Genomic DNA, 23,993 nt, shown 5'->3' with positions numbered 1-23,993 from the left:
GGTGTTGATACCAGCCTTTTTCTTATCAAAACCTGTTGTTATTTCATATCTGCGATAATGGCCTGCAAACCTTTTAATGAAGCTTCAACGCTTTGCATGGGTGTTTTACCTGCAGGATAAGACTCCTGTTCTACCACCAGCCACTGGGTGCCCCCTATGGTTTTATTGGCGGTGATCAAAGCTTTCCAGTCTGTTGTGTCTTTACCAATAATTGGATCTTCCGTATTTCCAGGCTCTGGGGCTGAGGCCTTGTAGTGTGTGGTCACAGTGCGGCCCGGATAGGCTTTGATAAAATCTACCGGATCTTTACCTGCGACTTCTGTCCAGCCCACGTCTTGCTGCAAAATGACTTTGCTGTTGGTGTTTTTGCCAATCACATCCCATGGCGTTTTGCCTGTCTCTCCCAGCATTTCTGGTTTATGGTTGTGATAACCCACCTGCATACCTAATGGCGTTAGTTTTTCCTGCACTGCCGCTAAATCTGCAGCTACAGCTTTTGCGCCTTCAACAGTAAAAGCGCGCTGATCCATAGGAATAATTAAATAATGACAGTCTAAAGCCTGATAAAAAGCGACAGTGGTTTCAAACTGCTCTGGGCTGAATTTTTCGAAAGGTACATGAGCACCAGAGGCTTTTAATCCCAACTGGTTTAAAAATGCTTTTAAACCAGCAGCATCATTGGCGTATTTGCCAAAAAAGCCTGCAAACTCAACCCCATCAAAACCCATAGCGGCGAGCTTGGTCAGTGTGCCTTCAAAGTCTGCCTGCATGGCATCTTTGACTGACCATAATTGCACACTCAGTTGAGGTTCAGTCGCTGCAACCGCACCTGTATCGGCATAGCTGAAGCCTGCAGCAGTACTGGCTAAAATCAGGCTGAGTACCTGCGCAGTTTTTGTCAGTTTCTTCTTTAAAAAAAGCATAACCCTGTCCTTTTTTGTATTAATGAAAGCGGTTTCAGAGTGCTTGATTTTGGCTTGCAGATCAATGCTAAATGCGTTGGTTGGTTGGTTGGTTGGTTGGTTGGTTGGTTGGTTGGTTGGTTGGTTGGTTGGTTGGTTGGTTGGTTCTTAGCGTATTAAGTTCTGAGGTTGTGCTGTTTTGAACTGAAACTGGCTTAATTAAAAAAATAGCCCCTTTGCAGGGGCTTCAAAAGTCAAACACCCGGGGAGGTGTTATCAGGGAATCGACTCTCATTGTGCCGGAGTTAACCACAGCACCTGATAAGGTAAAAGTTGCAATGTGCCAGCAGCTTGCTGTTGAGCGGTCAGCTCGTCGAACCATAATTGGCCCGCTAAAGAGTTGCAAAGCTGAGCATGTTCAGAGAAATTCACTACAGCCACCAGATGTTTACCATCCAGTCGACGCCGGTATAAAAACAGATGTGGATTGTCGTCCAGCAGTATGTCTGTATTGCCAGAGCCTAATACGGGTAACATAGATCTGGTTTTAATTAAGTGCTGTAACTTCTGATAGATCCGGCCGGATAAGCTATCGGCTGAGTTTGCCGAGGCGAGTTGCTGATCAGTGACTGCCACTCTGTTCACCCAGCGGCTGTCGTCTTTTTTCGCCGGATCCAGCACATAGCTGTAATCATTTTTTAAACCCAGTTCATCACCCATATATAACAGCGGCAAACCACCAATACTTAAAATGACTGAATTGAGCAGGTAAATCCGTTGCAGTGCATGCTCCAGATGTAAGGCATTGTTTTCGATTTCAGCTTTTTCCACCCCAACCAAAGACGATAACATACCCGCCACACGGCAATCGCCTGTCACAGGGTTTTGCTGAAAAGGTACACCAGCAGCAAAACTGCCTTCAAACTGACCTGTGTAAAACTGATTTAAAAACTGGCGGTGATGATCAGGATTGATCCCCAGTTGCCAGGCGATAGTGTCATCAAAAGTCCAGCCTATATCGTCATGGCAACGAATGTAATTCACCCAGCTGCAACGGGGGTCAATGGCAAAACGCTTGCGCAAGGATTCTGTGAGTAATCTGGTGTTGCGGGTCGCTAAACTATCCCACAACAGCGCCATCAACAGCGGGTTATAGGACAACTGGCATTCTTCTGGTGCTATGTATTTCACCACTTCATCCGGGTGAACTATAGCTTCAGATTTAAACTGCAAAGCCGGAGCTGCAATACGGGCTACTGCATTAAAAGCTTTAATTAAACTATGGGCTTTGGGCAGGTTTTCGCAGCTGGTCCCCACTTGTTTCCAGACAAAAGCCAAAGCATCTAAGCGCAGCACAGCAGCACCCTGATTGGCCAGAAATAACATCTCTTCAGCCATGGCATTAAACACCGCCGGATTGGCGTAATTCAAATCCCACTGAAAGCTGTTAAATGTGGTCCAGACCCATAAGCCCGAGCTTTTATCCTGAGTAAAACAACCCCGGCGAATTTCCGGGAAAATTTCACGCAAGCTGGGCGCAAATTGATCGCGTTCTTGTTCCGTCAGGAAAAAATAAAACTCACGATACTCTGCATCACCGGCTTTGGCTTTTTCTGCCCAGCGATGTTCGTCGGAGGTGTGGTTAAAAACAAAATCCAATACCGGCTTAATGCCTTGCTGATGTAACTGCTGCATCAAATCTGCTAACTGCTGCATTGAACCCAGCTGAGGCATAGTGTTGCGATAATCTGATACGGCATAACCGCCGTCACTGTTCGGCTCTGGCGCTTTAAACAGTGGCATCAGATGCAAGTAGTTAATACCACTTTGTTTTAAGTAGGGGATGCGTTTTGCAAGACCTTGAAAATCTTTGGCAAATAGGTCGACATAACAGGCTGCACCTAAAGCACTGGTGGCCTTATGCCAGTCTTGTGGTTCCGCATCTTCAAGTCGCAAATAGGCCGGACGCTGCGCCGAGCTTTTTGCCAGCAGCTTTAGCAACTGCTCCAGATGGTAGTAGCAGTCGTAGTGTTCGCCGTATAAGCTTAAATAAAGTTCAAGCAAAGCGGGCAGCTGTTGCTGAAGCCTGGTTTTCAACTCTGGCCAGCTGTCTTTTGCTGCTGTTTTTAAAGACTGACTTAATCGTTTAAGTGTCTTTTCGCTTTCAAATTGCAACAGCTCTGGGTTTTCCAGCAGCTGTGCTGTGGTTTTTTGCATATAAACAGGTCCGGACCTACAGTGTGATATGCCTAATAGAACTTCATTTTCTCTGTTTTGGCAAGACTTTTAACTGTGAAATGTTTAAATTCAGTGGTGATTATTTACACTTCAGGTTTAAATAGTTAAAGTTGGTCTGAAACGTTTTAGTTTTTGACCTCATTGTACTGGGGTATTTAAGGGGAATAAGGCAGATGAAACCGACTCCGGTTTGTTGTTTTGGTGAAGTACTGATCGACTTTTTACAAGATAAGGCCCAGCCAGGTCTGTTTCATCGTTTTGCTGGCGGAGCTCCGGCTAATGTGGCTGTGGCAGTGGCCAAATTAGGTGGCCAGAGTAAATTTATCGGTATGCTGGGCAAAGATATGTTTGGTGATTTTTTGCAACAGGAACTGCAAAGTTATGGCGTGGATTGCAGTGCAGTGCGCCAGACTATGGATGCTAAAACGGCCTTAGCTTTTGTGGCGTTAAATGATCAGGGCGATCGCAGTTTTTCATTTTACCGGCCGCCTGCCGCAGATTTACTTTATAAGGTGGAGCATTGTCCGACCGACCTTTGGCAAGACAAAGGCATTTTGCATTTATGCTCCAACAGCCTGACCGAACCTGATATAGCCCAAACCAGTTTCGCTCTGGTGCGACTGGCCCAGCAACATGGCTGGCTGGTATCGGTGGATGCTAATTTACGTCACAATTTATGGGCTGAAGGCAAAGCCAGCATCGAGCTGGTGACACAATTACTGGAAATGGCTGATCTGGTGAAGTTAAGTGAAGATGAACTGACTTACCTGGCTGGTGAGCAAAGTACTGAACACTGGTTACAGCATATTCTGGAGTTTCGACCTTCATGGCTGGTGGTTACAGCTGGAGCAGAACAAGTGCAGAGTTACAGTAAAACAGATTCTTTTTCCGTTGCTGTGACTGCTGTGCCTGTGCTGGATACTACAGCTGCAGGTGATGCCTTTGTTGGCGCCTGGTTATTTCAGGCCGCGCAGCTGCTGGATTCAGGTTGTAGTGTCGCTGATTTACTGATGCAAAAAGAATTGCAACAGCAGGTGATCCGCAAAGCCATTAAAGCCGGGTCCCTGACCTGTCAGAAGTTCGGCGCTTTTGCTGCTTTACCTACAGCAAGCGAATGGAATTAAAGCTGTTTGCTTAACAAAGAAGAAGGGCTAACTTGCGTTAGCCCTTCTTTACTTACACCTTGATGTCAATATTCTGACCCAGGTTGCCGACAGAAACCGGACTTGGCGACTGCAATGCCGGAGACGAATTTACAGCGCTTTCCAGCAACTGCATTGTTTGTCTCCCTTCCTGTTTTTGCTGGGATTTTGCCAGACTGGCACCCAGTAGTTCATAGCTCTGGCTGACTGCAGCTGAGCCTACGGATTGTGTCATAGTCACTCCCATGCCATATTTCCAACCATCTTATCGGCAAAAGGATCGCGGACTTTAGAAAAATTTTCAGGATCGATTAAAAAAATGAAGCCGCTCGTTGCAGCGAGCGGCTTCGGTCTTTAGGCGAGCGGAGTGACTTATGTTCCAAATGCCTGAAGTTGTTGAACTCTTTCTAAAAGTTCGTCTGTTAGCAGCTGAGCTGTCAGTGGATCATGGCCGTTGACTGTGAACGAATACCACGCTCCGGAATAATCGAAGGCAAAGTGCTTGCTTCAACCACGGGTTGCAAAGGGCGTATCGGCCGCGTCGGGCTTTTCTTCACAGTACCTTTTAATAAAGGTTCTGGTTTTAGACCACTTTGACCAATTTTCGCTGCTAAACCTTGCTGGATATCTGCTATGGAATAGCCTGCTTTAATTTTCATCCGTACGTAAGGAATACCAGCTGCTTCAAAAGCACCGCTGACAAACCAGTCTGGCACAGCTTTATGACCGTCTTTACTGTTATTGTTCACCAGATCAACAGCGGCCACAATGCTCATGTCATCAGGGTCACACAAGACAAAATCCAGGTACTTGGCATTCAGTTTTACCGAAGCTGCGATACGGGACTTGGCATCAACATTGCTTTTTAATTCAAGAATATCGGCCATTTTTACTCTGTTCATGACTTTGTACTTACCTTTAACGGCTTGTTCCAGCATGTTCAGGTAAGAGCGTTCGACCTGAGTAAAAAGGCTGCTTTTTTTACTAAATGGAAAGGGATTGCCATGGCTCATAAAACGGCTGGCTAAAAAAGCGGCAACCACAACCAATACGGCTAAGACTAAAATTAAAACTTCCATTAATGACCTCCGACAAACTTTTGACTCTGCAGCTCTCATTGGTTGACTGCAGAGTAGATAAAGCATAAGACGTGCCAACAAGTTAGTGTATATGCTCTAATTTGTATAAGTTTGCTGAATGTCTGGCATATGGCCTATTGATGGTTGAAATGGTGGGGTTCGACCTCTGTTCGGCTTATAGTGAACAGACTTCCTATTGCTACAGACAAGGAGCAACACAATGACAAGCAGCAACACTGCAGGATTAGACATCAAAGGCCGTTTACCGGCTGAGTTCCAGACTATTTTAACGCCGGAAGCTTGCCGTTTGGTGGTTGAACTGACCCGCGAGTTTCGTCCTGCTTTAAAGCAGTTACTGCAGCAACGTACAGCAGAGCAGGCGCGTTATGACAGCGGTGCTTTACCGGATTTCCGTGCTGAAACTGCCTATATTCGTGATGGCAACTGGACAGTAGCTGCTATCCCTGCCGATTTACAGGACAGAAGAGTAGAGATCACCGGCCCTGTCGATCGCAAAATGATCATCAATGCGTTAAACGCTGATGTAAAAGTTTTTATGGCCGACTTCGAAGATTCGCAAGCGCCAAGCTGGGATGGCGTGATAGAAGGGCAAATCAACTTACGTGACGCCAACTTAGGCACCATCAGCTACAGCGACCCACAATCTGGCAAGCAATATGCGCTGCGGGATAAACAGGCCTTATTGATAGCCCGTGTCCGTGGTCTGCATTTATGGGAAAAACATTTAGAAGTGGATGGCGAGCCAGTTCCGGGTTCGCTGGTTGATTTTGCTTTGTACTTTTTCCACAACTACCAAACCCGTTTAGCCAATGGATCTGGTGTGTATTATTACCTGCCGAAGCTGCAAAGCTACAAAGAAGCTGCCTGGTGGGATGCGGTTTTCCGTTTTACTCAAACTAAATTTAATCAGCCTGTCGGCACTATCCGCGCAACTGTACTAATTGAAACCTTGCCTGCAGTTTTTGAAATGGACGAAATTCTGCATGCGCTGCGTGAGCATATAGTGGCGTTGAACTGTGGTCGTTGGGACTATATTTTCAGCTATATCAAAACCTTAAAGAATCATGCTGACAGGGTATTACCAGACCGTCAGGTCGTGACTATGGATCAGCCATTTTTATCAGCTTATTCAAAGCTGTTGATCAAAACCTGCCATAAACGGGGTGCTTTGGCCATGGGTGGTATGGCGGCCTTTATTCCGGCGAAAGATCCTGTAGCAAACCAAGCTATTTTAACCAAAGTGACTGCGGATAAAGAACGTGAAGCCAGTAATGGCCATGACGGTACCTGGGTGGCGCATCCGGGTTTAGCAGCCACTGCCAATGGGGTCTTTAATCAATACCTGACAGATGGCAAAACCAATCAGCTGCATATCAGCCGCGCTGATGATGCGCCTGTGACTGCCGCCGATTTATTGGCGCCAAGCAGTGGTGAGCGCACAGAAGCAGGTATGCGTATCAATATCCGCGTGGCTTTGCAGTACATAGCGGCCTGGATCAGCGGTAAGGGTTGTGTGCCTATTTATGGCCTGATGGAAGATGCGGCTACAGCGGAAATTTGCCGCACCTCCATTTGGCAGTGGATCAAACATGGCAAAACCTTAAACAATGGCCAGTTGGTGACCAAAGACTTGTTTGCCCAAATGCTGCAGCAGGAAGCTGCTGTGGTGCGGCAAGAAGTTGGCGAGGAGTTGTGGCAACAACAGCAGTTTGAGCGAGCACAGGCACTGTTGCTGCAAATCACCACAGCCGATCAACTGGTCGATTTCCTGACTCTACCAGCTTATGAGCTGTTAACTGCTTAAAAAACGAGGAGCCAGAGCCAAAGCTCTGGCTCCTGACTACAAATGCAGCTCGTCTGCGACTTCTGTAATTAAGCGCCGCAACCAGATATGACTGGCATCCTGATGCAATAACGGACTCCAGATCATTTTCAGCTCTATTGATGGAATTGGGAAGGGCGGATCCAGCACTTTCATCGTCGCGTCATTCTGATACAAAAGCGCAGCCTTTAAAGGCAAGGTCGCAATCAAATCGGTTTCTACAGCTAAGTGCATAGCCACGTGATAATTACGGGTAAATACGCTGATGGTGCGCTGTTTACCAAACTTTGCCAGTGCTTCATCCACCCAACCCAATTTTTGTACATCGGCCGGATCCATACCCACACCTACACCAAAGCCAGTTTTGCTGACCCAGATATGCTGGGCTTTTAAATAAGAGTCTAAATTAAAGTTACCAAGAATCGGATTTAAACTATTGACCAGGCAAGCAAAACTATCGCGCCATATGGTCTTTTGATGAAAAGACTGTGGCAGTTGATCAAAGCGGTTAATTGCCATATCCACTTTGCCGTTTTCCACATCATGAAAGGTAACATCTGACGGCGTCATAATATCTAGTGAGGTGCCTGGTGCCTGAGCCCGTAGCTTTTTCAATAAGGCCGGTATAAGAGTGGAAGCCGCGTAATCACTGGCCATAATACGAAACACCCTATGGCTGTGTTCTGGCTCAAAATCTTTGTTGGGTTGTAAGGTTTCCTCCAGGGTTAGCAAAACCCCACGTACTACAGGTGCTAATTCCTTGGCGCGTTCTGTTGGTACCATACCGTCCGAAGTACGCACCAGAATAGGATCGTTTAATAAATCACGCAGCCGTTTTAAGCCATTGCTCATGGCAGGTTGAGTGATATTCAACTGGTTGGCAGCCCTTGTCACGTTCTTTTCCCGCAACAATACGTCCAGGTACACCAACAAATTCAGGTCAATTTTACTGATATTCATTTGTTTCCACTTTTTATGGCTGATGAAGTCTTGCTTGCATGCTTTATATATTCACACAATGAATGATGAGAATCAAAAAAATCAGCTATATGAATCTGCATTTTGAAACCTATAGTGAATGTCAACAGAGGCACTTACCAAATGCCGGCTAAACAAAAGACAACATAACGAGGATGCATCATGTCAGCTTATCAACAGATCATTAAACAACTGGAACAAAGCTGCAAAGCGCAAGGAGCAGGCTGGAATGCTATTAATGCTGAGTCTGCTGCCCGCATGCAGTTACAAAACCGCTTTAAAACAGGTTTGGATATAGCGCAGTACACTGCTGATATTATGCGTGAAGACATGGCAGCTTATGATGCGGACAGCAGCCAGTACACTCAGTCTTTAGGCTGCTGGCATGGCTTTATCGGTCAGCAAAAGCTGATCGCTATCAAAAAACATTTTGGCAGCACCAAACGTAAATACCTGTATTTATCCGGTTGGATGATTGCAGCTCTGCGTTCAGAGTTTGGTCCTCAGCCTGATCAATCTATGCACGAAAAAACGGCAGTACCGGCTTTAATCGAAGAGTTATACACCTTCTTAAAACAAGCCGATGCCCGTGAATTAGGTGGTTTATTCCGTGAATTGGATGACGCCCGCGCTAAAGACGATCAGGCCAAAGCTGCTGAAGTGCTGGCTAAAATCGACAACTTTGAAACTCACGTCGTACCTATTATTGCCGACATAGATGCGGGTTTTGGTAATGCCGAAGCCACTTACTTACTGGCGAAAAAAATGATTGAAGCCGGTGCCTGCGCCATTCAGATTGAAAACCAGGTGTCGGACGAAAAACAATGTGGTCACCAGGACGGTAAAGTCACAGTGCCTCATGCTGATTTCTTAGCCAAAATTAATGCGGTGCGTTACGCCTTCTTAGAATTAGGTATTGAAAACGGCATTATCGTGGCCCGTACTGACTCTTTAGGTGCTGGCTTAACCAAGCAAATTGCGGTGACTGATAAAGCCGGTGATTTGGGCGATTTATACAACAGCTTCCTGGACGGTGATTACATCCAAAGTGCTGACGATATTCAAAACGGCGATGTGGTGGTGAAAGCCAATGGCAAGCTGTTAAAGCCAAAACGTTTAGCCAGTGGTTTATTCCAGTTTAAGCAGGGCAGCGGTGTGGATCGTGTGGTGCTGGACTGTATTACTTCGTTGCAAAACGGCGCTGATTTATTGTGGATTGAAACCGAAAAACCTCATGTCGGTCAGATTGCTGAGATGGTCAATCGTATCCGTGAAGTGGTGCCCAATGCCAAGCTGGTGTACAACAACAGCCCGTCTTTTAACTGGACACTGAACTTCCGTCAGCAAGTATTTGATGCATGGAAAACAGCAGGCAAAGATGTGTCGGCTTATGACAGAGCCAAACTGATGAGTGCAGATTACGATACAACAGAGCTGGCGTTGGAAGCGGATAACCGCATCCGTACTTTCCAGGCTGATGGTGCCCGTGAAGCTGGTATTTTCCACCACCTGATCACTTTGCCTACTTACCATACAGCGGCCTTGTCGACTGACAACTTAGCTAAAGAGTACTTCGGTGCTGCAGGCATGTTGGGTTATGTCGAAGGGGTGCAACGTAAAGAAATTCGCCAGGGCATCGCCTGTGTTAAACACCAGAATATGTCTGGCTCTGACATTGGTGATGACCACAAAGAGTACTTCTCTGGAGAGGCTGCGCTGAAGGCTTCAGGGAAAGACAACACCATGAATCAGTTCTCCTAACCAACTGATTTATGGTCAAGTAATTGCTGAACAACGGATAATTACTCAAAGTAATTGATGTTGCAGCCAGGCGGCAAGTGCGAACATCCCCATGAACATAGTTGTCCTATGTGATTGGGGTGAGCGCTCGAAGTCAACAACGCTGCGGCTTCAAGTACGAAGAGGATTTGATTTACGTGGTCGGGTTACACTGACATTGGCAGCCGCAAGGCTGCCTTTTTTGTATCTGCTTTAAAGGAGGCCCTGACCAAGCCCAACAAATTTAAGCCGGTAAATTGCCGCCATAATGGCAAATCCTTCTTTTTATTCATATTGATCCTCAACCTGATTTAGCTTGTCTACACTTAAAAAAACTTCCTGGTAAAGAGAAAGTTTTTTTAGATAATGCAGGTCCTTTTAGCCACTACTGCCACTTTTGAAGTGGTTTTTTTTGTTTTCAGCCAGTCCTTACCGGAGGAGCCTATGGCCCTGATGCTTCACTCTATACGCAGTAAAATTATTGCAGGTTATGCCGCTGTATTACTGGTGACAGTGCTTTGTGCTGTAGTGCTGATCAGTAATAACCAGCAGATCCGGCAGCGAGTCGATAATTTTACCGGTACTACTTTGCCTGTGCTGGTGCAACTTGATCAGTTGCTTTCGACCAGTAAAGATTTGGTGCTGGCCGGGTACTCTCTGTATGGCACAACACTTGATACAGAGGGATTTAAATCCAGACAACAACAGCTGGAACTGCAGCTGCAACAGGCCAATCAGAATTTACAACAACAGCTGAAGTTGTCTCTGGATACTGAATTGGGGGCTGTGCATCAGTCTTTGGAGTTGTTATCTGCTGAAATGGCAAAACCATCGGTGGATTGGGATAAAGCACGCGAGCATCTTGCAACTCTGACGCAAAACGCAGCCTCGCTTGCCGTGCGGCTGGATCAGTTAAGATCTGAAGTAGCGACGGAAGCAAATGCGGGATCTATAGCGATAGTAGAGCAACTGTCTGTTAGTTTTATCGTGATCTTGTGTCTTATTTCTGCGCTGGTATTGGTGGCCGTGGGGGCTTTTGTAATGGCCCAGCGTCAGATCGCAAGCCCCATTCAGGATTTGTCCGGCCAAATTACCCGATTGGCTCAGCAACGTGACCTGACTGTGATTTTTGATCAGCAACAGCAAGGAGAGCTGGGGCTAATGTCTGATAGCCTGACCACTTTACTGCAGGTGTTCAGTTCTGGCATGAAAGATGTTCGCAGTGCCATAGTTCATATAGGGAAAGCTGTATCTGAGCTCGGCCAAAGCACGGATTTATCAGCTCATTCGGTGCAACATTTACAGCGTGATATTGTTCGCCTTGTTGATTTAATGCAGCAGTTGGAACAGCAAATGTCGCAAAGTGTGGAGTGTTCCGCTTCAGCGTCTGAGCATGCTCAACAAGGCGCACAGCAATTGGCATTGGCTCAGCAGGAAGTGAAACACAGCAGTGACAGTATCCATAATCTGGCTAATGACATTGAAACAACGGCGTCCATGTTGCTGACCTTGCGGGTTGCAGGTGATCAGGTATCCACTGTGGTTAAAACCATAGCGGATATAGCGGCGCAAACGAACTTACTGGCATTAAACGCAGCTATTGAGGCTGCCCGGGCTGGCGAGTCTGGACGTGGTTTTGCGGTAGTAGCAGATGAAGTGCGAACACTGGCGACACGAACCCATCAATCCACAGTAGAAATTAACCGCATGCTGGAGACTATAGTGCAATCGATCCAGTCGGCTGTGACTACTATGGGATCTAATCAGCAACAGGCTGCACAGTCTGTGCAGCTGTCATTGGCGTTAGTCGACACCTTGCAAAAAAGCCGCTCCGTCATTTTGCAGTTAGCGGATGTGAGTCAGCAATCGGCCAGTATCGCCAGTGATGCACAACAGGATGTTGCACAAATACGGCAGCAGGTGCAGCAGTTCAGGCAGTTAGGGGATCAGGTGCTGGCAGGCAATACGCAAATTGGCCAGGCGGCCCAGTCTATGACTGAACTGGCTGGCCAATTAAACACTACAGTGTCGATGTTTAAAACCAAAGGTTAATCTCCTGATTTGCAGTGGTTACGGAGCCACTACGTCAGAAATTGACACTTTGCCTTTAGAGCGGTTTTCATAAGGTTCCAGCATAGAGACTACTTTTACTGCATTTGCGTTGCGGGCAAAAGTAACTAAAGGCTGGCCATTACAAACCACTTTATCGACAGCTTTTTGTTTGGAGAGCCGGCTGGCTTTCAGGGTTTTATTTAAGGCGATGCGATCATCATCCTGAGCATGGCTGCAGGTCTCGACCAGAACATTGTAAATATGTGGAGTAAAAGACGATTCTGCGCTGGCAGCGGCTGATAGGGTCAGTACCGCAGCTGCGAAAAATAATGGTGCTTTCATGGTGCTATCCTCTGAGTTGGGTTATGGCTTTTGCCATAACTGTATTTTGGCGCCCAAAGCCTTGGTTTTCCTGCCTTCTGTGACCAAAGGAATAGCAGAAGTGACCGGAGGTGATGGGTTACTTTTTGTTACTTTTTACGTAAAAAAGACACAAAAAAAGCCCGGGAATTTTTGACTTTCCCGGGCTTTCTGCCTTCAATATTTTCCTACTTTGTGGGTAATAATTGTGCTGACCAATCTGCTTTAAAACGTCTGGATGCAGCGACTGTCTGACCATTGGAGAGCAACAGCTGGTAGTCATTATTATGAGGTTGCACCTTATGCACATGGTGCAGATTCACTATAGTGGAGCGGTGCACCTGAGCAAACTGAGTGGGCAAACGTTGGATCAACTCCTTAATGGTTTCACGGATAATCAGGTTTTCACTGAGGGTGTATACACACATATAATTTCCTGCAGCTTCAATCATCAGAATATCTATATCATCCAGCAGCAAGGTGGAGGCACCGGTTTTAAAGGTCAGTTTATTTTGAGTGATGGCTGGTGGCATATCCTGTTGTTTATCCAAAGCTGTTTTGGCGTCCAGCAAAGTCTGGGCCAAACGCTGACGCGATACAGGTTTGAGTAAATAATCAAAAGCAAAATGCTCATAAGCCGAAAAGGCATAGTTGTCGTAGGCTGTTACCAGAATAATTAAAGGCGCTGCCATGGCGGAAGATTTATTCAGTTGTTTTAATACTTCGATGCCTTTGATCCCTGGCATTTGGATATCTAAAAACACCAGGTCCACAGCATTGCTTTGTAAATAAGCTAATACTTCATCACCATTATCAAAGCAGGCGTCTATCTGGATATTGGGGTAAGTCGCCAGTTTTGCTTTTAAATTACTGATGGCCAATGGCTCATCATCGGCTATTACAGTTCTAATCTGCTGCATGCAGTAACTCCAAAGGTAGGGAGATTTGTCCGGTGAATTTATCTTGTTGCTGACTAAAACTTAAGCTGGCTTTGCCATGAAACAACAAACTCAGACGTTCCGCCAGATTATGCAGGCTGCCAAAACTGGCTTGCTGCGGCCAGCCAGCCGCCAGCTGAGTTCCCGGGCCATTGTCAGACAGCTTTAGCACTAAAACTGAGGACTCCTGGCTTACTTCAACATCAATACAGGCATGGCCTTTCAATTCTGACACTGCATACTTGATGGCATTTTCTGCTAAAGGTTGCAGCAACAAAGGTGGAACTTTTTGCTGCAACGCCTGTTCATCCAATTGCCAGTTTACTTGCAGCCGCTCGCCAAAACGAACCTGTTGAATAGCCAGATAAGAAGCCAGAGCGTCCAGTTCTTCTTTGAGTGGGATCAAATGTTCAGTATGATTTTTCAGTGAATGCCTTAAGAAAGTGGAGAGTTGCAGGATCAGGTTTTCGGCATCCAGTCCTTTGTGTTGCACTATCAGTGAATTCAGCGCATTTAAAGTGTTAAACATAAAATGCGGATTAAGCTGATAACGTAATACTTTTAAGCGGGCAATACGTGCCTGACGGGCTAATTCCTGTTGTTGTCTGAATTGAGCTCTGTTTAACAGGTTGGCTTTGTAGACTAAAAACAACGCAAACCAGCCTGCGATCGGCAATAACACCAGATTAAAAGCTAAGGCGTAACGCAGCACAGACTCAGTTTGTGATTGCATAAAAGCGTAAGTCAGCATCAGGTGCTGACGCACTGGCGTCAGTACCAGCCAAAGTGGAATAAGCCAGTATGCCAGTCGTAGAGCCTGCTGTTGGATGCTGATATTCAGTCCCAGCTCTTTTTGTCCCAGATAACCTGTCACTACAAAATTCACCAGGCTAATCAAAGCGTAAATCATCAGATAAGGAAATACGGTGCGATTCTCCAACGGCACCAGAACCGCTAAATGGACAAACTTGATCAGCAGATAACTTAGCCAGAACATTAAATGCCAGTACCAGAACCTTTCTTTGTCGACTTCAAACCTTGCCATTGAACTCATGCCGTTACTCCTTGTAACGGCAGTTGAATACACACCAGAAAACCCCGTTGCTTTGCTTGTACTACCAGACTGGCTGCTGTGCCAAAATGTTGATTCAGGCGGTTTTTTATATTGGTTAAACCTACGCCTGAACTTTGTCCCAATTGGGTGATGGCATGTTCGCCCGGACCGTCGTCTTCAACTTGCAGGCAAAGCTGACCATTGTGTTGCTGTCCGGCAATAGTAATAGTGGCGCCTTGTTGCTGGGTTGCTACGGCATATTTAATGGCATTTTCTACCAAAGGTTGCAGTAACAAAGCCGGGATCAGGTGTTGTCGAACATTCTGATCGATTTTCCAGTCAACTTTGAGTTTATTGCCAAAGCGGGTTTTCTGCAGCGCAAGATAGGCCTCTATAGCGGCCAGTTCATCGGCCAGTTGCACCAGGCTGTCTGGTGAACTACTTAAAGAATAACGTAAAAAAGACGCCAGTTGCTCTGACATCAGTTCAGCATCCTCAAAACGTTCTGCTTCTATTAAAGCGCAGACTGAGTTCAGTGCATTAAAGGTAAAATGCGGGTTTAACTGATGTCGCAGAGCCTGCAATTCAAGTTGTTGTATTTTTTGACTTAACCGGGCTGATTCGGCCATGCGGAAATGCCGTTGCTGATTCAGAATGTAGGCCAGATAAAGTGCCGTCCAGACAAAAAATGCTAAGGTGTGGCTGTCGAGATTACTGATTAAAAAACGAAGATCGAAACGTTCATTTTTCATAGTGATCAGCCAGAGCGCATTCTCCAGCGGAATATAAATACAAGTCAGCAACAATGCGGCCAGCACTAAATGCCATATAGCAAAATTATGCTGGTTAATTTTATATTGCGACCAGACCAGCAAAGCGCCTGTCACCAACATGGTTGCTGCTTCGCTGATAAAACTTACACCCAGATAATGCAGAGTGTCAGGTTTTCGCCAAATCAAAAAATCCAGCGTCCAGCTAAAAACACTGAGTGAAAAAATAATAAACCAAAACAGGCAGTGGTAGCGCAGTAAAGGCTTGATTTGAAGACTAAACACTGGCTTGCTCCCACAGTGGTTGATGTAGCCAGTATAACCAAAGCTTTGATGAAATCGACAAGTGCAGTGGTTCACCGGACTTAAAGTTGTGACCAGCGGGGTTTGTCTGGTTGTACCTCTGCAGCCTTGATAGTGATTCAGCCTTGTCCGGCAAAATAACAATGGTCCTGCGCTTTTGGCTGCGGTATCTTGTTGCAGTTAAGTAAAGTGTTGATCAAAATGGCCAAAGCAGCGGATTAACGCAGAACTTTGGTCAATCAGCTTGCCGTCTGGCAATTGTGCTTTTGCTGTGGCAAATTATGCGGCGTTTTAAAAGTTAAACTCAGAATAATTATAAGGAAGGGAAATGGAAGGCTTTATTAGTACGCTGAACAGCATAGTCTGGAGCCCCGCGCTGATTTACCTCTGCCTTGGTGCAGGCTTGTTTTACTCAATTCTCACTCGTTTTGCTCAGGTGCGTCATTTCAAAGAAATGTGCAAACTGATGCTGAATAACAATGAATCCGACAAAGGGATTTCATCCTTTCAGGCTCTGGCTGTGTCTTTATCCGGTCGGGTTGGTGTAGGTAACATAGCTGGTGTTGCTGCAGCTATCGGTTTTGGTGGACCAGGTGCTGTGTTCTGGATGTGGATAGTGGCGTTTTTAGGTGCCAGTACTGCCTATGTCGAATCAACTTTAGGTCAGCTTTATAAAGTTGAAGAAAATGGCCAGTACCGTGGTGGTCCGGCTTATTATTTTGAGCGTTGTCTGGGCTGGCGCTGGCTGGGCATCTTGTTTGCTATCTCCGCTATTATTGGCTGCGGTATCTTTTTACCTGGTGTACAGGCTAATGCAGTCGGCAACGCTATTACTCAGGTTTTTGGTGAAGGTACGGCAGTGGTCACCAGCTTTGGTGAAGTCGGAAGTAACAAACTGATTGGCCTGGCTTTTATTCTGATTATTCTGGCTTTTATTATCTTCGGTGGTATCAAACGTATTGCTAACTTTACCCAAATAGTTGTGCCTTTTATGGCTTTGGGTTACATCGTATTAGCGCTTATTGTGGTATTCCTGAATCTGGACAGAGTGCCGGCAATTTTTGGTTTAATCTTTAGTGATGCTTTTACCGCTCAGGCTGGTTTTGGTGCAGCTATAGGCTGGGGTGTAAAACGGGGTATTTACTCCAATGAAGCAGGTCAGGGCACTGGGCCTCATGCTGCGGCAGCCGCAGAAGTGGATCACCCGGCTCAGCAAGGTTTGGTTCAGGCCTTCTCTGTTTATGTAGACACTCTATTTGTCTGTACTGCAACTGCCTTAATGATTTTGATCACTGGGCAATACAACGTGCAAACTGAAGATTTTAATGCGGTAACAGGTGCTGGCACTATGATACTGCAGAATATTGACGCATCCACTGTAGTTGCTTCACCAGCCTTTACCCAAATGGCTTTGCATAGTGTGTTTGGACAGTTTGGTCAGGTGTTTGCAGGTCTTGCTATTTTCTTCTTCGCCTTTACCACTATTTTGGCTTATTACTACATTACAGAAACCAATGTGGCTTACTTAAATCGTATATTAAACAACAGATTGCCGAATCTGGTGTTTAAGTTGATACTGATGTTTATGGTGGCTTACGGCACAGTCAACAGTGCTGGTTACATCTGGAATATTGGTGATTTGGGTGTTGGTTTTATGGCCTGGGTTAACGTGGTTGGTATCCTGGTTATTTTCTTCATGTACAAGCCGACCATGCGCTGCTTACGCGATTATGAAGAGCAAAAAAAGAGCGGTGGTCCTGTCACCTTTGACCCTGTGAAATTAGGCATTAAAAACGCCACTTTCTGGGAAAAACGGCTGGAACAACAACAGAAAGAGCAGAAGTAAAAACTGAGTTCTGATTAATCTGATCAACAAGGAGCCACACATGGCTCCTTTTTTATAAGAAGGAATTTATGTTGATTTGTGAAACCGAGCGTTTAACGTTGCGTGAACTTCAGCTAAGTGATGCTGAGTTTGCCTTAGGTCTCTATAACGATCCCAGCTTCTTACAGCATATAGGCGATAAAGGTGTTCGTACTGTTGAGGATGCAAAACAGAATTTGCAACAGGGGGCTATCGCCAGTTATGCACAGCATGGCTATGGTATGTGGCTGGTTGAAAATAAGCAGGGTCAGGCTATAGGTTTATGTGGCCTGATTAAACGTGACTTTTTAGCTGAAACCGATTTAGGTTATGCCTATCTGCCAGAGTTTTTTGGTTTGGGGTATGCGTATGAAGCCGCAAAGGCAGTATTGGCTTATGCTGCAGAGCACAGCGGTTTAAAAACGCTGGTTGCCATAGTCTCACCCACCAATCTTGCTTCTAAGTCTTTATTGCTGAAACTGGGTTTTGAGCAGGATGGTCAGGTGCTGGTGCCGGATAAAAATGAAATGGTCGATTTTTACCGTATTCATTTCACGAAAAAGCCTGACCTTTAAAAGCCAGGCTGTTTTTCGGTGATCAGGCTGTCTGAGCACTCAGTTTCTGATCCAGTTTGCCACTGATATGAGTCAGGCCATAAGCAAGCAATACGATTAAAGCTCCTATCCAAGGGGTGTACATTAAACCAAACTGACTGACTACTAAACCGCCGGCCCAGGCGCCAAAGGCGATGCCCAGATTAAAAGCAGCTATATTCAGACCACTGGCAACATCCACTGCTTTAGGAGCATAAATTTCTGCCTGGCGCACCACGTAAAGTTGCAAGCCCGGCACATTACCAAAAGCCACAGCGCCCCATAACAAGACAGTGAAAGCGGCCAAAATTGGCTGAGATGCGGTAAGACTTAACAGCAATAACACGCCTGCCAGACCTAAAAAAATAACTTTCAAGGCTGCTATAGGACCTTTTTTATCGGCGAGCTGACCACCCCATATATTTCCTGCTGCCACAGAGACACCATAAAGCAGCATAAGCAGGGCAATATGGTCTGTGCCAAAACCCGACACCTCTTGCAATATGGCCGCAAGGTAAGTAAATGCAATAAAACTGCCGCCATAACCTAAAGCTGTTGTGGCATAAACCATCAGTAAACGGGGTTCTGTCAGTACCTGTAATTGCTCAGAAAAAGTAGCAGATTTTTGTTGTGCTAAGTTGTTTGGCACCAGAATGGCTGAACCTATCATCGCAATAAAACCTAAAACAGCCACTGCATAGAACACTGCCTGCCAGCCCAGATATTGACCTACAAAAGTGCCCAAAGGCACACCTGTCACTAAAGCGACGGTCAAACCGGTAAACATTAAAGCTATAGCGCTGGCTGCTTTTTCTTTTGGTACCAGACTGGTGGCTATAGTAGAACCTATGGAGAAGAATACACCATGTGCCATACCTGTAAGCACACGAGCAAGCATCAGGGAGTAATAATCCGGTGCCATAGCACCCAGCAGATTACCCAGAGTAAAAAGCGCCATCAGTCCAATTAATAAAGCTTTGCGGGGCATTTTACTACTCAGTGCCGTTAATACCGGTGCGCCTATAGCAACACCTAAAGCATATAAACTGACCAGCAAGCCAGCTGAAGGTAAAGACACTGCCAGGTCGGCAGCAATCACAGGTAATAAGCCCACTATGACAAATTCAGTGGTGCCTATGGCAAAGGCGCTTAAGGTTAAGGCCCATAAAGCGAGTGGCATATAATTTCTCCGCAAATTTAAAGTGGCGGCAGTGTGCTGGATTTTGTTATTGTGAAAAATAGATGTAATGGCAAATATCTATTGCGAAGAGAGCAACAATGGCAGGACAGACCGAACAGTTAGATACTTTTGTCACAGTCGTGAAAACCGGCAGTTTTACTGCGGCGGCAGAACAACTGGGGCAAGCCACTTCTGTGGTGAGCCGCAGAGTGAAACAGCTGGAACAACGCCTCGGTGTTGCTTTGTTGCTGCGCACCACCCGCAGTTTACGACTGACATCTGAAGGTGAATGGTATTATCAGCAGGCCTGCAGCATTTTGCGCCAACTCAGTCAGGCCGATCATTTTTTAATGGACCGAAGCCACAAACCTGCTGGCAAGTTACGCATTGATTCAGCGACACCTTTTATTCTGCATCAACTGGTGCCGCTGGTTTCTGAGTTTCTGGCGCTTTATCCTGAAATTGAACTGACGCTGGATTCCTCGGAGTCTTTTATCCATCTGATTGAAAAACGGGTCGACGTGGCGATACGTTTTGGTGAACTGACAGACTCCAGTTTAAAGGCTCGTAAATTAGGTTCAGGCTTCAGGCGTTTATTAGCTTCTCCAGAGTATCTGGCCAGTTTTGGCACCCCAGACACCTTAGCTGACTTAGCCACACATCGTTGTATTGGCTTTAGTTCTGCTGAGAATTTAAACCGCTGGCCCATTCGGGATAAAGACGGAGAGTTGTATAAGATCACCCCTCATGTCTCAGCAGACAGCGGTGAAACTATTCGGCAATTGGCGTTGCACGGTAACGGTATCGCCTGCTTGTCGGGTTTTATGACGCAGGAAGATATAAGGGCAGGGCGCTTAGTACCAGTGCTGGAGCATTTACGTGAGCAGGTACTGATGCCTGTCTATGCTGTCTATTACAGCGAAGGTGAGGCAAACCCCAGAGTACGTTGTTTTATTGATTTTTTGACTCAGAAGCTGGTGTTGTAGGGGGCTGTTGCTGATTTTGTTGTTTTAAATACTCTTCATAAGTTCCGCCCTGACGTTCAAGACACTGAGCTTTAACCTGAGCCGGAAGCTGATTGCACTGAGAACGATGATCCCGTTGCATTCTTTCATACCACCATTCATCTGAGTTCCTGGGGCTGTATGAGCAGGCACTTTGCAACAGAACCAGCAGTAATATGGCAAAACGCATAAAGAGTCTCCGATGAAATGAGTGAATAAAAGTATGCATGGCTTAAGGGCTGATTACCAGAGTTTTGTCCCCGCACTCTAAGGTCATGGCTGTCATTAAAAGTTCATCAAAAAAACTAAAACCTCAGCCTTACAACCTTTTATTCTGGTGATAATTCAATTCATTGGCTTTGACTGTGCAAAACAAAAGACAACGTTCTCTGTTACCTGAACTGATCCGGCTGGAGGCGCTGATCGACACTTTACCTGCAACTGTAAAAGCCACAGAACTGGCCCGCTTTCAATCTGGCCTGCATTCATACCCCAGTTACTTAATTGAATTGGCTACTTTTGATGCAACTAAACCCACGCTGCTGTTAACAGGTGGTGTGCATGGACTGGAGCGTATTGGCTCTGCAGTGCTGATTGCCTTCCTGGAAAGTTTGCTGCAAAGACTGGAGTGGGACCATGGTTTACAGCATCAGTTAAGCCAGTTAAATGTTTTATTTTTACCTATGGTGAACCCCGTAGGTATGGCGACTCACAGACGCAGCAATGGCAATGGTGTGGATTTAATGCGTAACGCGCCAGTGCATTGCGAAGACAAAGCAGCGTTTTTAGTAGGAGGACAGCAGTATTCAGCTCGTTTGCCCTGGTTCAGAGGCAACCCGGAACAACCCGAAGCTGAAAATCAGGTGTTGTTTGAGTTGGTGCGGCAAAAGTTATTTCAAAGCTCTTTTAGCATGGTGCTGGATTGTCACTCTGGTTTTGGTCAGGTCGACAGGATCTGGTTTCCTTATGCTAAAAGCCGTAAACCTCTGCCGCATTTAGCCGAACTCTACCGCTTACGTCAGCTGTTGTTTGACAGCTATCCGCATCAGGCTTATCAGTTTGAACCCCAATCGCTGCATTATTTATGTCATGGCGATTTATGGGATTATTTGTACGATGAGTCGTTGCAGCACGACACTTTGTTTTTACCTTTAACTCTGGAAATGGGGTCATGGAACTGGGTGCGGAAAAATCCCTTTCAGTTGTTATCCAGTTTGGGTTTGTTTCATCCGGTAAAACCGCATAGGGTAAAAAGGGTGCTGCGTACTCATTTAACCTTGTTTCATTTTTTAATAGCAGCCACAGCCTCACATCAGCAGTGGCGGCGGGTGATGCATCCGCGGATGCTCAGACAAGAGGCAATGGAGTTATGGTACTGACCAGATGGAATTAACAACTGACCAAACTCCGGTGCTGCTGCTGCGTGGTTTATTGCGCGAAAGCAGACATTGGCTGAACTTTCCTGCCATGTTAAGTGAAAAACTTCAGCGGCCTGTATTGACGCTGGATTTACCTGGTTGTGGGGTGTTAAACCAACAGAGATCTGCCACTTCAGTGCCTGCTTTACGGCAACAACTGCAACACCAATGGGCAGAGCGCTACCCACAATATCAGGGGCAGCAACTTCATCTGGTGGCTATATCTATGGGTGGTATGTTGGCGCTGGACTGGGCACTTGATGCGCCACAGCAGGTAAAGTCTTTGTCGATGATTAACAGCAGCAGTGCGGGGTTAAGCCCGTTTTGGCACAGATTGCAAATGCGAAATTACTTCAAAGTGTTGTTATCTGTGTTGGCAGGCCCGATACAACGCGAAGAGCTAATATGGCAAATGACGGTCAGTTCAGCACTGCAGCCTGAGGTGTTAAAACAATGGCAGCAGTGGGCTATAGAACACCCTGTCAGTCGGATCAATGCTTTGCGCCAGCTTTGGGCCGCCAGCCGTTTTCGGGCTGAAGTGAGGCCACTTTGTCCGGTATTCATTCTTTCTGGTCTGGCAGATCAACTGGTGTCACCACTTTGCAGCGTAGCTTTAGCCAATCAACTGCAAGCGCCTTTACTGACACATCCTACTGCAGGTCATGACTTGCCTCTGGATGCAACAGATTGGCTGATAGAGCAGTTAACTGCTCATCTGGCATTTGGTCATGAATCTAGATTGCGGTGTTAACTTCATGTACAAGTTAGTTTTCGTACTCTGAATATAATGAGCACGTCAGTGGTTTGAGCTGGTTTAAACTCAGGGATATACAGCTTCTATTAGTTTGCTGCCATGCTGTTTTCAATCTGCTTGGTTTGGCTCCACCTAAGGATGAGGAATAGTCACTATTGATCTTGAGTTTGAAGATAAAACACATAAAGCCAGCATTGACTCAGGCACTGAAATAAATTTGATAAGCACTGGATATGAAAGAATAGCCTTGGTTTGGTAGTTGGCAGGCGCAGGCCGAAAAACAAGGCTGGCAGGCTCATATTGCAGCGCCTTAGCGCTGCAGAAAGTCAACATGAGGCTGAAGTACTGTACAAGGCAAATCCGTTAGCTGAGTTTTGTCAATTTCTACACAGACCTCTTTTAAATCACCCATGTAACTTTTTGATAGCGCAAGATAAAGTTTGTTGTCCTGCACTACAAAGGCCGCGATGTCGTGATCATAAAACTGCTTCCAAAAGTCAGTAACCAGTACAAAACTGCCTTGGGCGCGGTACAAAGTACTGGTTGTTCCTGATGTTGCTCCGGCCATGTTGTTGGTGTCAACAAAATACATAGCTCCATCAAAGGGCTGATAGGCAATGACAGAGTTGGGTTTACCTGTTGGGCCAAGCCAATAATAAAGCAGACTCATAAAGATAAAAGTTGTGACCTTGTGTTTGAACTTTGCTTCTTTGCGTTTTAGCCCTACAAAAAAACAAAGGGAACTCAGTAGTATCACTACTATAGTTTCTAAAGTGCCACCCACAATTTCCCAATAAAAGCTGAGGCCATTCCACAAAAATATCGCCCAGAGGTAAAAAGGAAAATACAATATAAGGTGAGTAACAGCAGCTGAGCTCAGCGTTTTATTCAGATAAGTATTCAATTTCAATAGAGCTCCGGGCAGTGGAAATTATCTGGGAATGTCTTTAATTGTGGCTCTGTCAACAGACGCTACTGTTGTAGCGAGGAGTTTGTTTTTAGTTGTTTTTTTTGTAAGCTTACTTTAATTAAATGTTTTAATTTAGTGTCATTTGAAAGTCAGATGAGGTTTTCCCGCTATGTAGTTTTTACGAAAGATTGCAAAATAGGCTGCCAGCTCCTCTGCTGCTTTCCCATCACCAGCCAACTCCAATACAGCAATACCTACTTCAGCAGTACAAAGCTGATGCTCATGAGCGGCTTCGCGCAACTGATACAAGGAACTTTGTTCTGGTTGAATGCCAAGCACAGGAAAGCCATCTAAATAAGGGCTTTTGCTGAACATCTTTTTGGCTTCTCGCCAGGTGCCGTCGAGCATTACAAAAAGTGGGATCTTTTCCCCAGTCTCAACCTGATTTATACAACGTTCAGGCACAGCGTACTGCTGTGGGAATACAACTATCGGGGCGTAACGGGGATTTTTTAGCAAAGCCAGAAGCTCTGGATCAGGTTGGGTTCTGTCCCAGACAAAAGCAAAGTTTTCTGGCGCTACATCTGCAATTAAACGCCCTGTATTGGTGGGTTTATAGGCTTCGCCTTTGTACATGACAAAACAAAAGGCACTGCGGCTGGATGCTGTGGGTTTGGCTGCGCAAATACAGTCAGGGACTGGCAATAAACACAAAGGGCAGCGAATAACCCGGCTACCACGGGCATTAAATACCCTGACCGTTTTTTGTAATTCGCGCGCTCGTAACGCCATCACTGAATTGATATGAGACACACCGGATCCTTTATTACCA

22 protein-coding genes are annotated in these 23,993 nt (G+C 45.9%); 9 read left to right on the top strand and 13 right to left on the bottom strand.

The features are described 5' to 3' along the window. Positions 1-38: 38 nt before the first annotated feature. Together RHEIN_RS19510 and RHEIN_RS19505 are read right to left on the bottom strand one after the other, a co-directional pair. Positions 39-923 (bottom strand): sugar phosphate isomerase/epimerase family protein, encoded by an 885-nt coding sequence (locus RHEIN_RS19510; protein WP_008900708.1) that lies wholly within the window; start codon positions 921-923, stop codon positions 39-41. Positions 924-1,193: 270 nt separating this feature from the next. Further along, a complete protein-coding gene (locus RHEIN_RS19505; RefSeq protein ID WP_008900707.1) occupies positions 1,194-3,119 on the bottom strand; it encodes an alpha-amylase family protein in 1,926 nt (641 codons plus the stop codon). Positions 3,120-3,313: 194 nt separating this feature from the next. On the opposite strand from RHEIN_RS19505, the gene RHEIN_RS19500 reads away from it, so the two are divergent. Next, complete coding sequence (locus RHEIN_RS19500) at positions 3,314-4,264, top strand: carbohydrate kinase family protein (RefSeq protein ID WP_008900706.1); 951 nt, start codon at positions 3,314-3,316, stop codon at positions 4,262-4,264. Between the two features lie 52 nt (positions 4,265-4,316). Here the strand turns inward: RHEIN_RS19500 and RHEIN_RS19495 are convergent, their stop codons facing one another. Continuing rightward, positions 4,317-4,517 (bottom strand): hypothetical protein, encoded by a 201-nt coding sequence (locus RHEIN_RS19495; RefSeq protein ID WP_008900705.1) that lies wholly within the window; start codon positions 4,515-4,517, stop codon positions 4,317-4,319. Positions 4,518-4,719: 202 nt separating this feature from the next. Beyond that, positions 4,720-5,361: a DUF2726 domain-containing protein gene (locus RHEIN_RS19490; protein ID WP_008900704.1), complete on the bottom strand. Its 642-nt coding sequence runs from the start codon at positions 5,359-5,361 to the stop codon at positions 4,720-4,722. 220 nt (positions 5,362-5,581) lie between these two features. Between RHEIN_RS19490 and aceB the strand changes: the two genes are divergently transcribed. After that, on the top strand, positions 5,582-7,186 hold the full coding sequence (gene aceB / locus RHEIN_RS19485) for a malate synthase A (RefSeq protein ID WP_008900703.1): 1,605 nt from the start codon (positions 5,582-5,584) through the stop codon (positions 7,184-7,186). 36 nt (positions 7,187-7,222) lie between these two features. On the opposite strand, the gene RHEIN_RS19480 is transcribed toward aceB, so the two are convergent. Further along, positions 7,223-8,164, bottom strand: a complete 942-nt coding sequence (locus RHEIN_RS19480; protein WP_008900702.1) for a LysR family transcriptional regulator — start codon at positions 8,162-8,164, stop codon at positions 7,223-7,225. Between the two features lie 180 nt (positions 8,165-8,344). Here RHEIN_RS19480 and RHEIN_RS19475 point away from each other — a divergent pair, with 180 nt between their 5' ends. After that, on the top strand, positions 8,345-9,943 hold the full coding sequence (locus RHEIN_RS19475) for an isocitrate lyase (protein WP_008900701.1): 1,599 nt from the start codon (positions 8,345-8,347) through the stop codon (positions 9,941-9,943). A gap of 462 nt (positions 9,944-10,405) precedes the next feature. Beyond that, positions 10,406-12,013, top strand: a complete 1,608-nt coding sequence (locus RHEIN_RS21095) for a methyl-accepting chemotaxis protein (RefSeq protein ID WP_008900699.1) — start codon at positions 10,406-10,408, stop codon at positions 12,011-12,013. Between the two features lie 18 nt (positions 12,014-12,031). Here the strand turns inward: RHEIN_RS21095 and RHEIN_RS19465 are convergent, their stop codons facing one another. The 4 genes from RHEIN_RS19465 to RHEIN_RS19450 form a co-directional block, all read right to left on the bottom strand. After that, positions 12,032-12,355 carry a DUF3718 domain-containing protein gene (locus tag RHEIN_RS19465; protein ID WP_008900698.1) on the bottom strand — a complete coding sequence of 108 codons (324 nt, stop codon included), beginning with the start codon at positions 12,353-12,355 and terminating at the stop codon, positions 12,032-12,034. 206 nt (positions 12,356-12,561) lie between these two features. Continuing rightward, positions 12,562-13,293 (bottom strand): LytR/AlgR family response regulator transcription factor, encoded by a 732-nt coding sequence (locus tag RHEIN_RS19460; protein ID WP_008900697.1) that lies wholly within the window; start codon positions 13,291-13,293, stop codon positions 12,562-12,564. Beyond that, complete coding sequence (locus tag RHEIN_RS19455; RefSeq protein WP_008900696.1) at positions 13,280-14,365, bottom strand: sensor histidine kinase; 1,086 nt, start codon at positions 14,363-14,365, stop codon at positions 13,280-13,282. Before RHEIN_RS19455 ends, RHEIN_RS19460 begins: the two co-directional genes overlap by 14 nt. Beyond that, positions 14,362-15,420 (bottom strand): sensor histidine kinase, encoded by a 1,059-nt coding sequence (locus RHEIN_RS19450; RefSeq protein WP_008900695.1) that lies wholly within the window; start codon positions 15,418-15,420, stop codon positions 14,362-14,364. Before RHEIN_RS19450 ends, RHEIN_RS19455 begins: the two co-directional genes overlap by 4 nt. 346 nt (positions 15,421-15,766) lie before the next feature. On the opposite strand from RHEIN_RS19450, the gene RHEIN_RS19445 reads away from it, so the two are divergent. Beyond that, a complete protein-coding gene (locus tag RHEIN_RS19445; RefSeq protein ID WP_008900694.1) occupies positions 15,767-17,284 on the top strand; it encodes an alanine/glycine:cation symporter family protein in 1,518 nt (505 codons plus the stop codon). A gap of 68 nt (positions 17,285-17,352) precedes the next feature. After that, positions 17,353-17,877, top strand: a complete 525-nt coding sequence (locus tag RHEIN_RS19440) for a GNAT family N-acetyltransferase (protein ID WP_008900693.1) — start codon at positions 17,353-17,355, stop codon at positions 17,875-17,877. 22 nt (positions 17,878-17,899) lie between these two features. On the opposite strand, the gene RHEIN_RS19435 is transcribed toward RHEIN_RS19440, so the two are convergent. Next, a complete protein-coding gene (locus RHEIN_RS19435; RefSeq protein WP_008900692.1) occupies positions 17,900-19,075 on the bottom strand; it encodes an MFS transporter in 1,176 nt (391 codons plus the stop codon). Between the two features lie 98 nt (positions 19,076-19,173). On the opposite strand from RHEIN_RS19435, the gene RHEIN_RS19430 reads away from it, so the two are divergent. Further along, positions 19,174-20,061, top strand: coding sequence for a LysR family transcriptional regulator (locus RHEIN_RS19430; protein WP_008900691.1), 888 nt, complete (start codon positions 19,174-19,176; stop codon positions 20,059-20,061). On the opposite strand, the gene RHEIN_RS19425 is transcribed toward RHEIN_RS19430, so the two are convergent. Then, complete coding sequence (locus tag RHEIN_RS19425) at positions 20,027-20,269, bottom strand: hypothetical protein (RefSeq protein WP_008900690.1); 243 nt, start codon at positions 20,267-20,269, stop codon at positions 20,027-20,029. The two genes, RHEIN_RS19430 and RHEIN_RS19425, sit on opposite strands and share 35 nt — an antisense overlap. Before the next feature lie 175 nt (positions 20,270-20,444). Here RHEIN_RS19425 and RHEIN_RS19420 point away from each other — a divergent pair, with 175 nt between their 5' ends. Next, entirely contained in the window at positions 20,445-21,458 is a 1,014-nt protein-coding gene (locus tag RHEIN_RS19420; protein WP_008900689.1) for a DUF2817 domain-containing protein, read from the top strand. Between the two features lie 4 nt (positions 21,459-21,462). After that, complete coding sequence (locus RHEIN_RS19415) at positions 21,463-22,248, top strand: alpha/beta fold hydrolase (protein ID WP_008900688.1); 786 nt, start codon at positions 21,463-21,465, stop codon at positions 22,246-22,248. A 313-nt stretch (positions 22,249-22,561) separates the two neighbouring features. Here RHEIN_RS19415 and RHEIN_RS19405 read toward each other — a convergent pair whose 3' ends face one another. Continuing rightward, the gene (locus tag RHEIN_RS19405; RefSeq protein ID WP_008900687.1) at positions 22,562-23,161 is read right to left on the bottom strand and encodes a hypothetical protein; all 600 of its coding nucleotides are present in this window, start codon (positions 23,159-23,161) and stop codon (positions 22,562-22,564) included. Positions 23,162-23,299: 138 nt separating this feature from the next. After that, positions 23,300-23,974, bottom strand: coding sequence for a tRNA-uridine aminocarboxypropyltransferase (locus RHEIN_RS19400; RefSeq protein WP_237704475.1), 675 nt, complete (start codon positions 23,972-23,974; stop codon positions 23,300-23,302). Positions 23,975-23,993 lie beyond the last annotated feature (19 nt).

The organism is Rheinheimera sp. A13L, from assembly GCF_000217935.1.
Classification (GTDB): Bacteria; Pseudomonadota; Gammaproteobacteria; order Enterobacterales; family Alteromonadaceae; genus Pararheinheimera.
The sequence above is the reverse complement of the archived record's forward strand: the minus strand, read 5'-3'. Positions and strand labels throughout refer to the sequence as shown.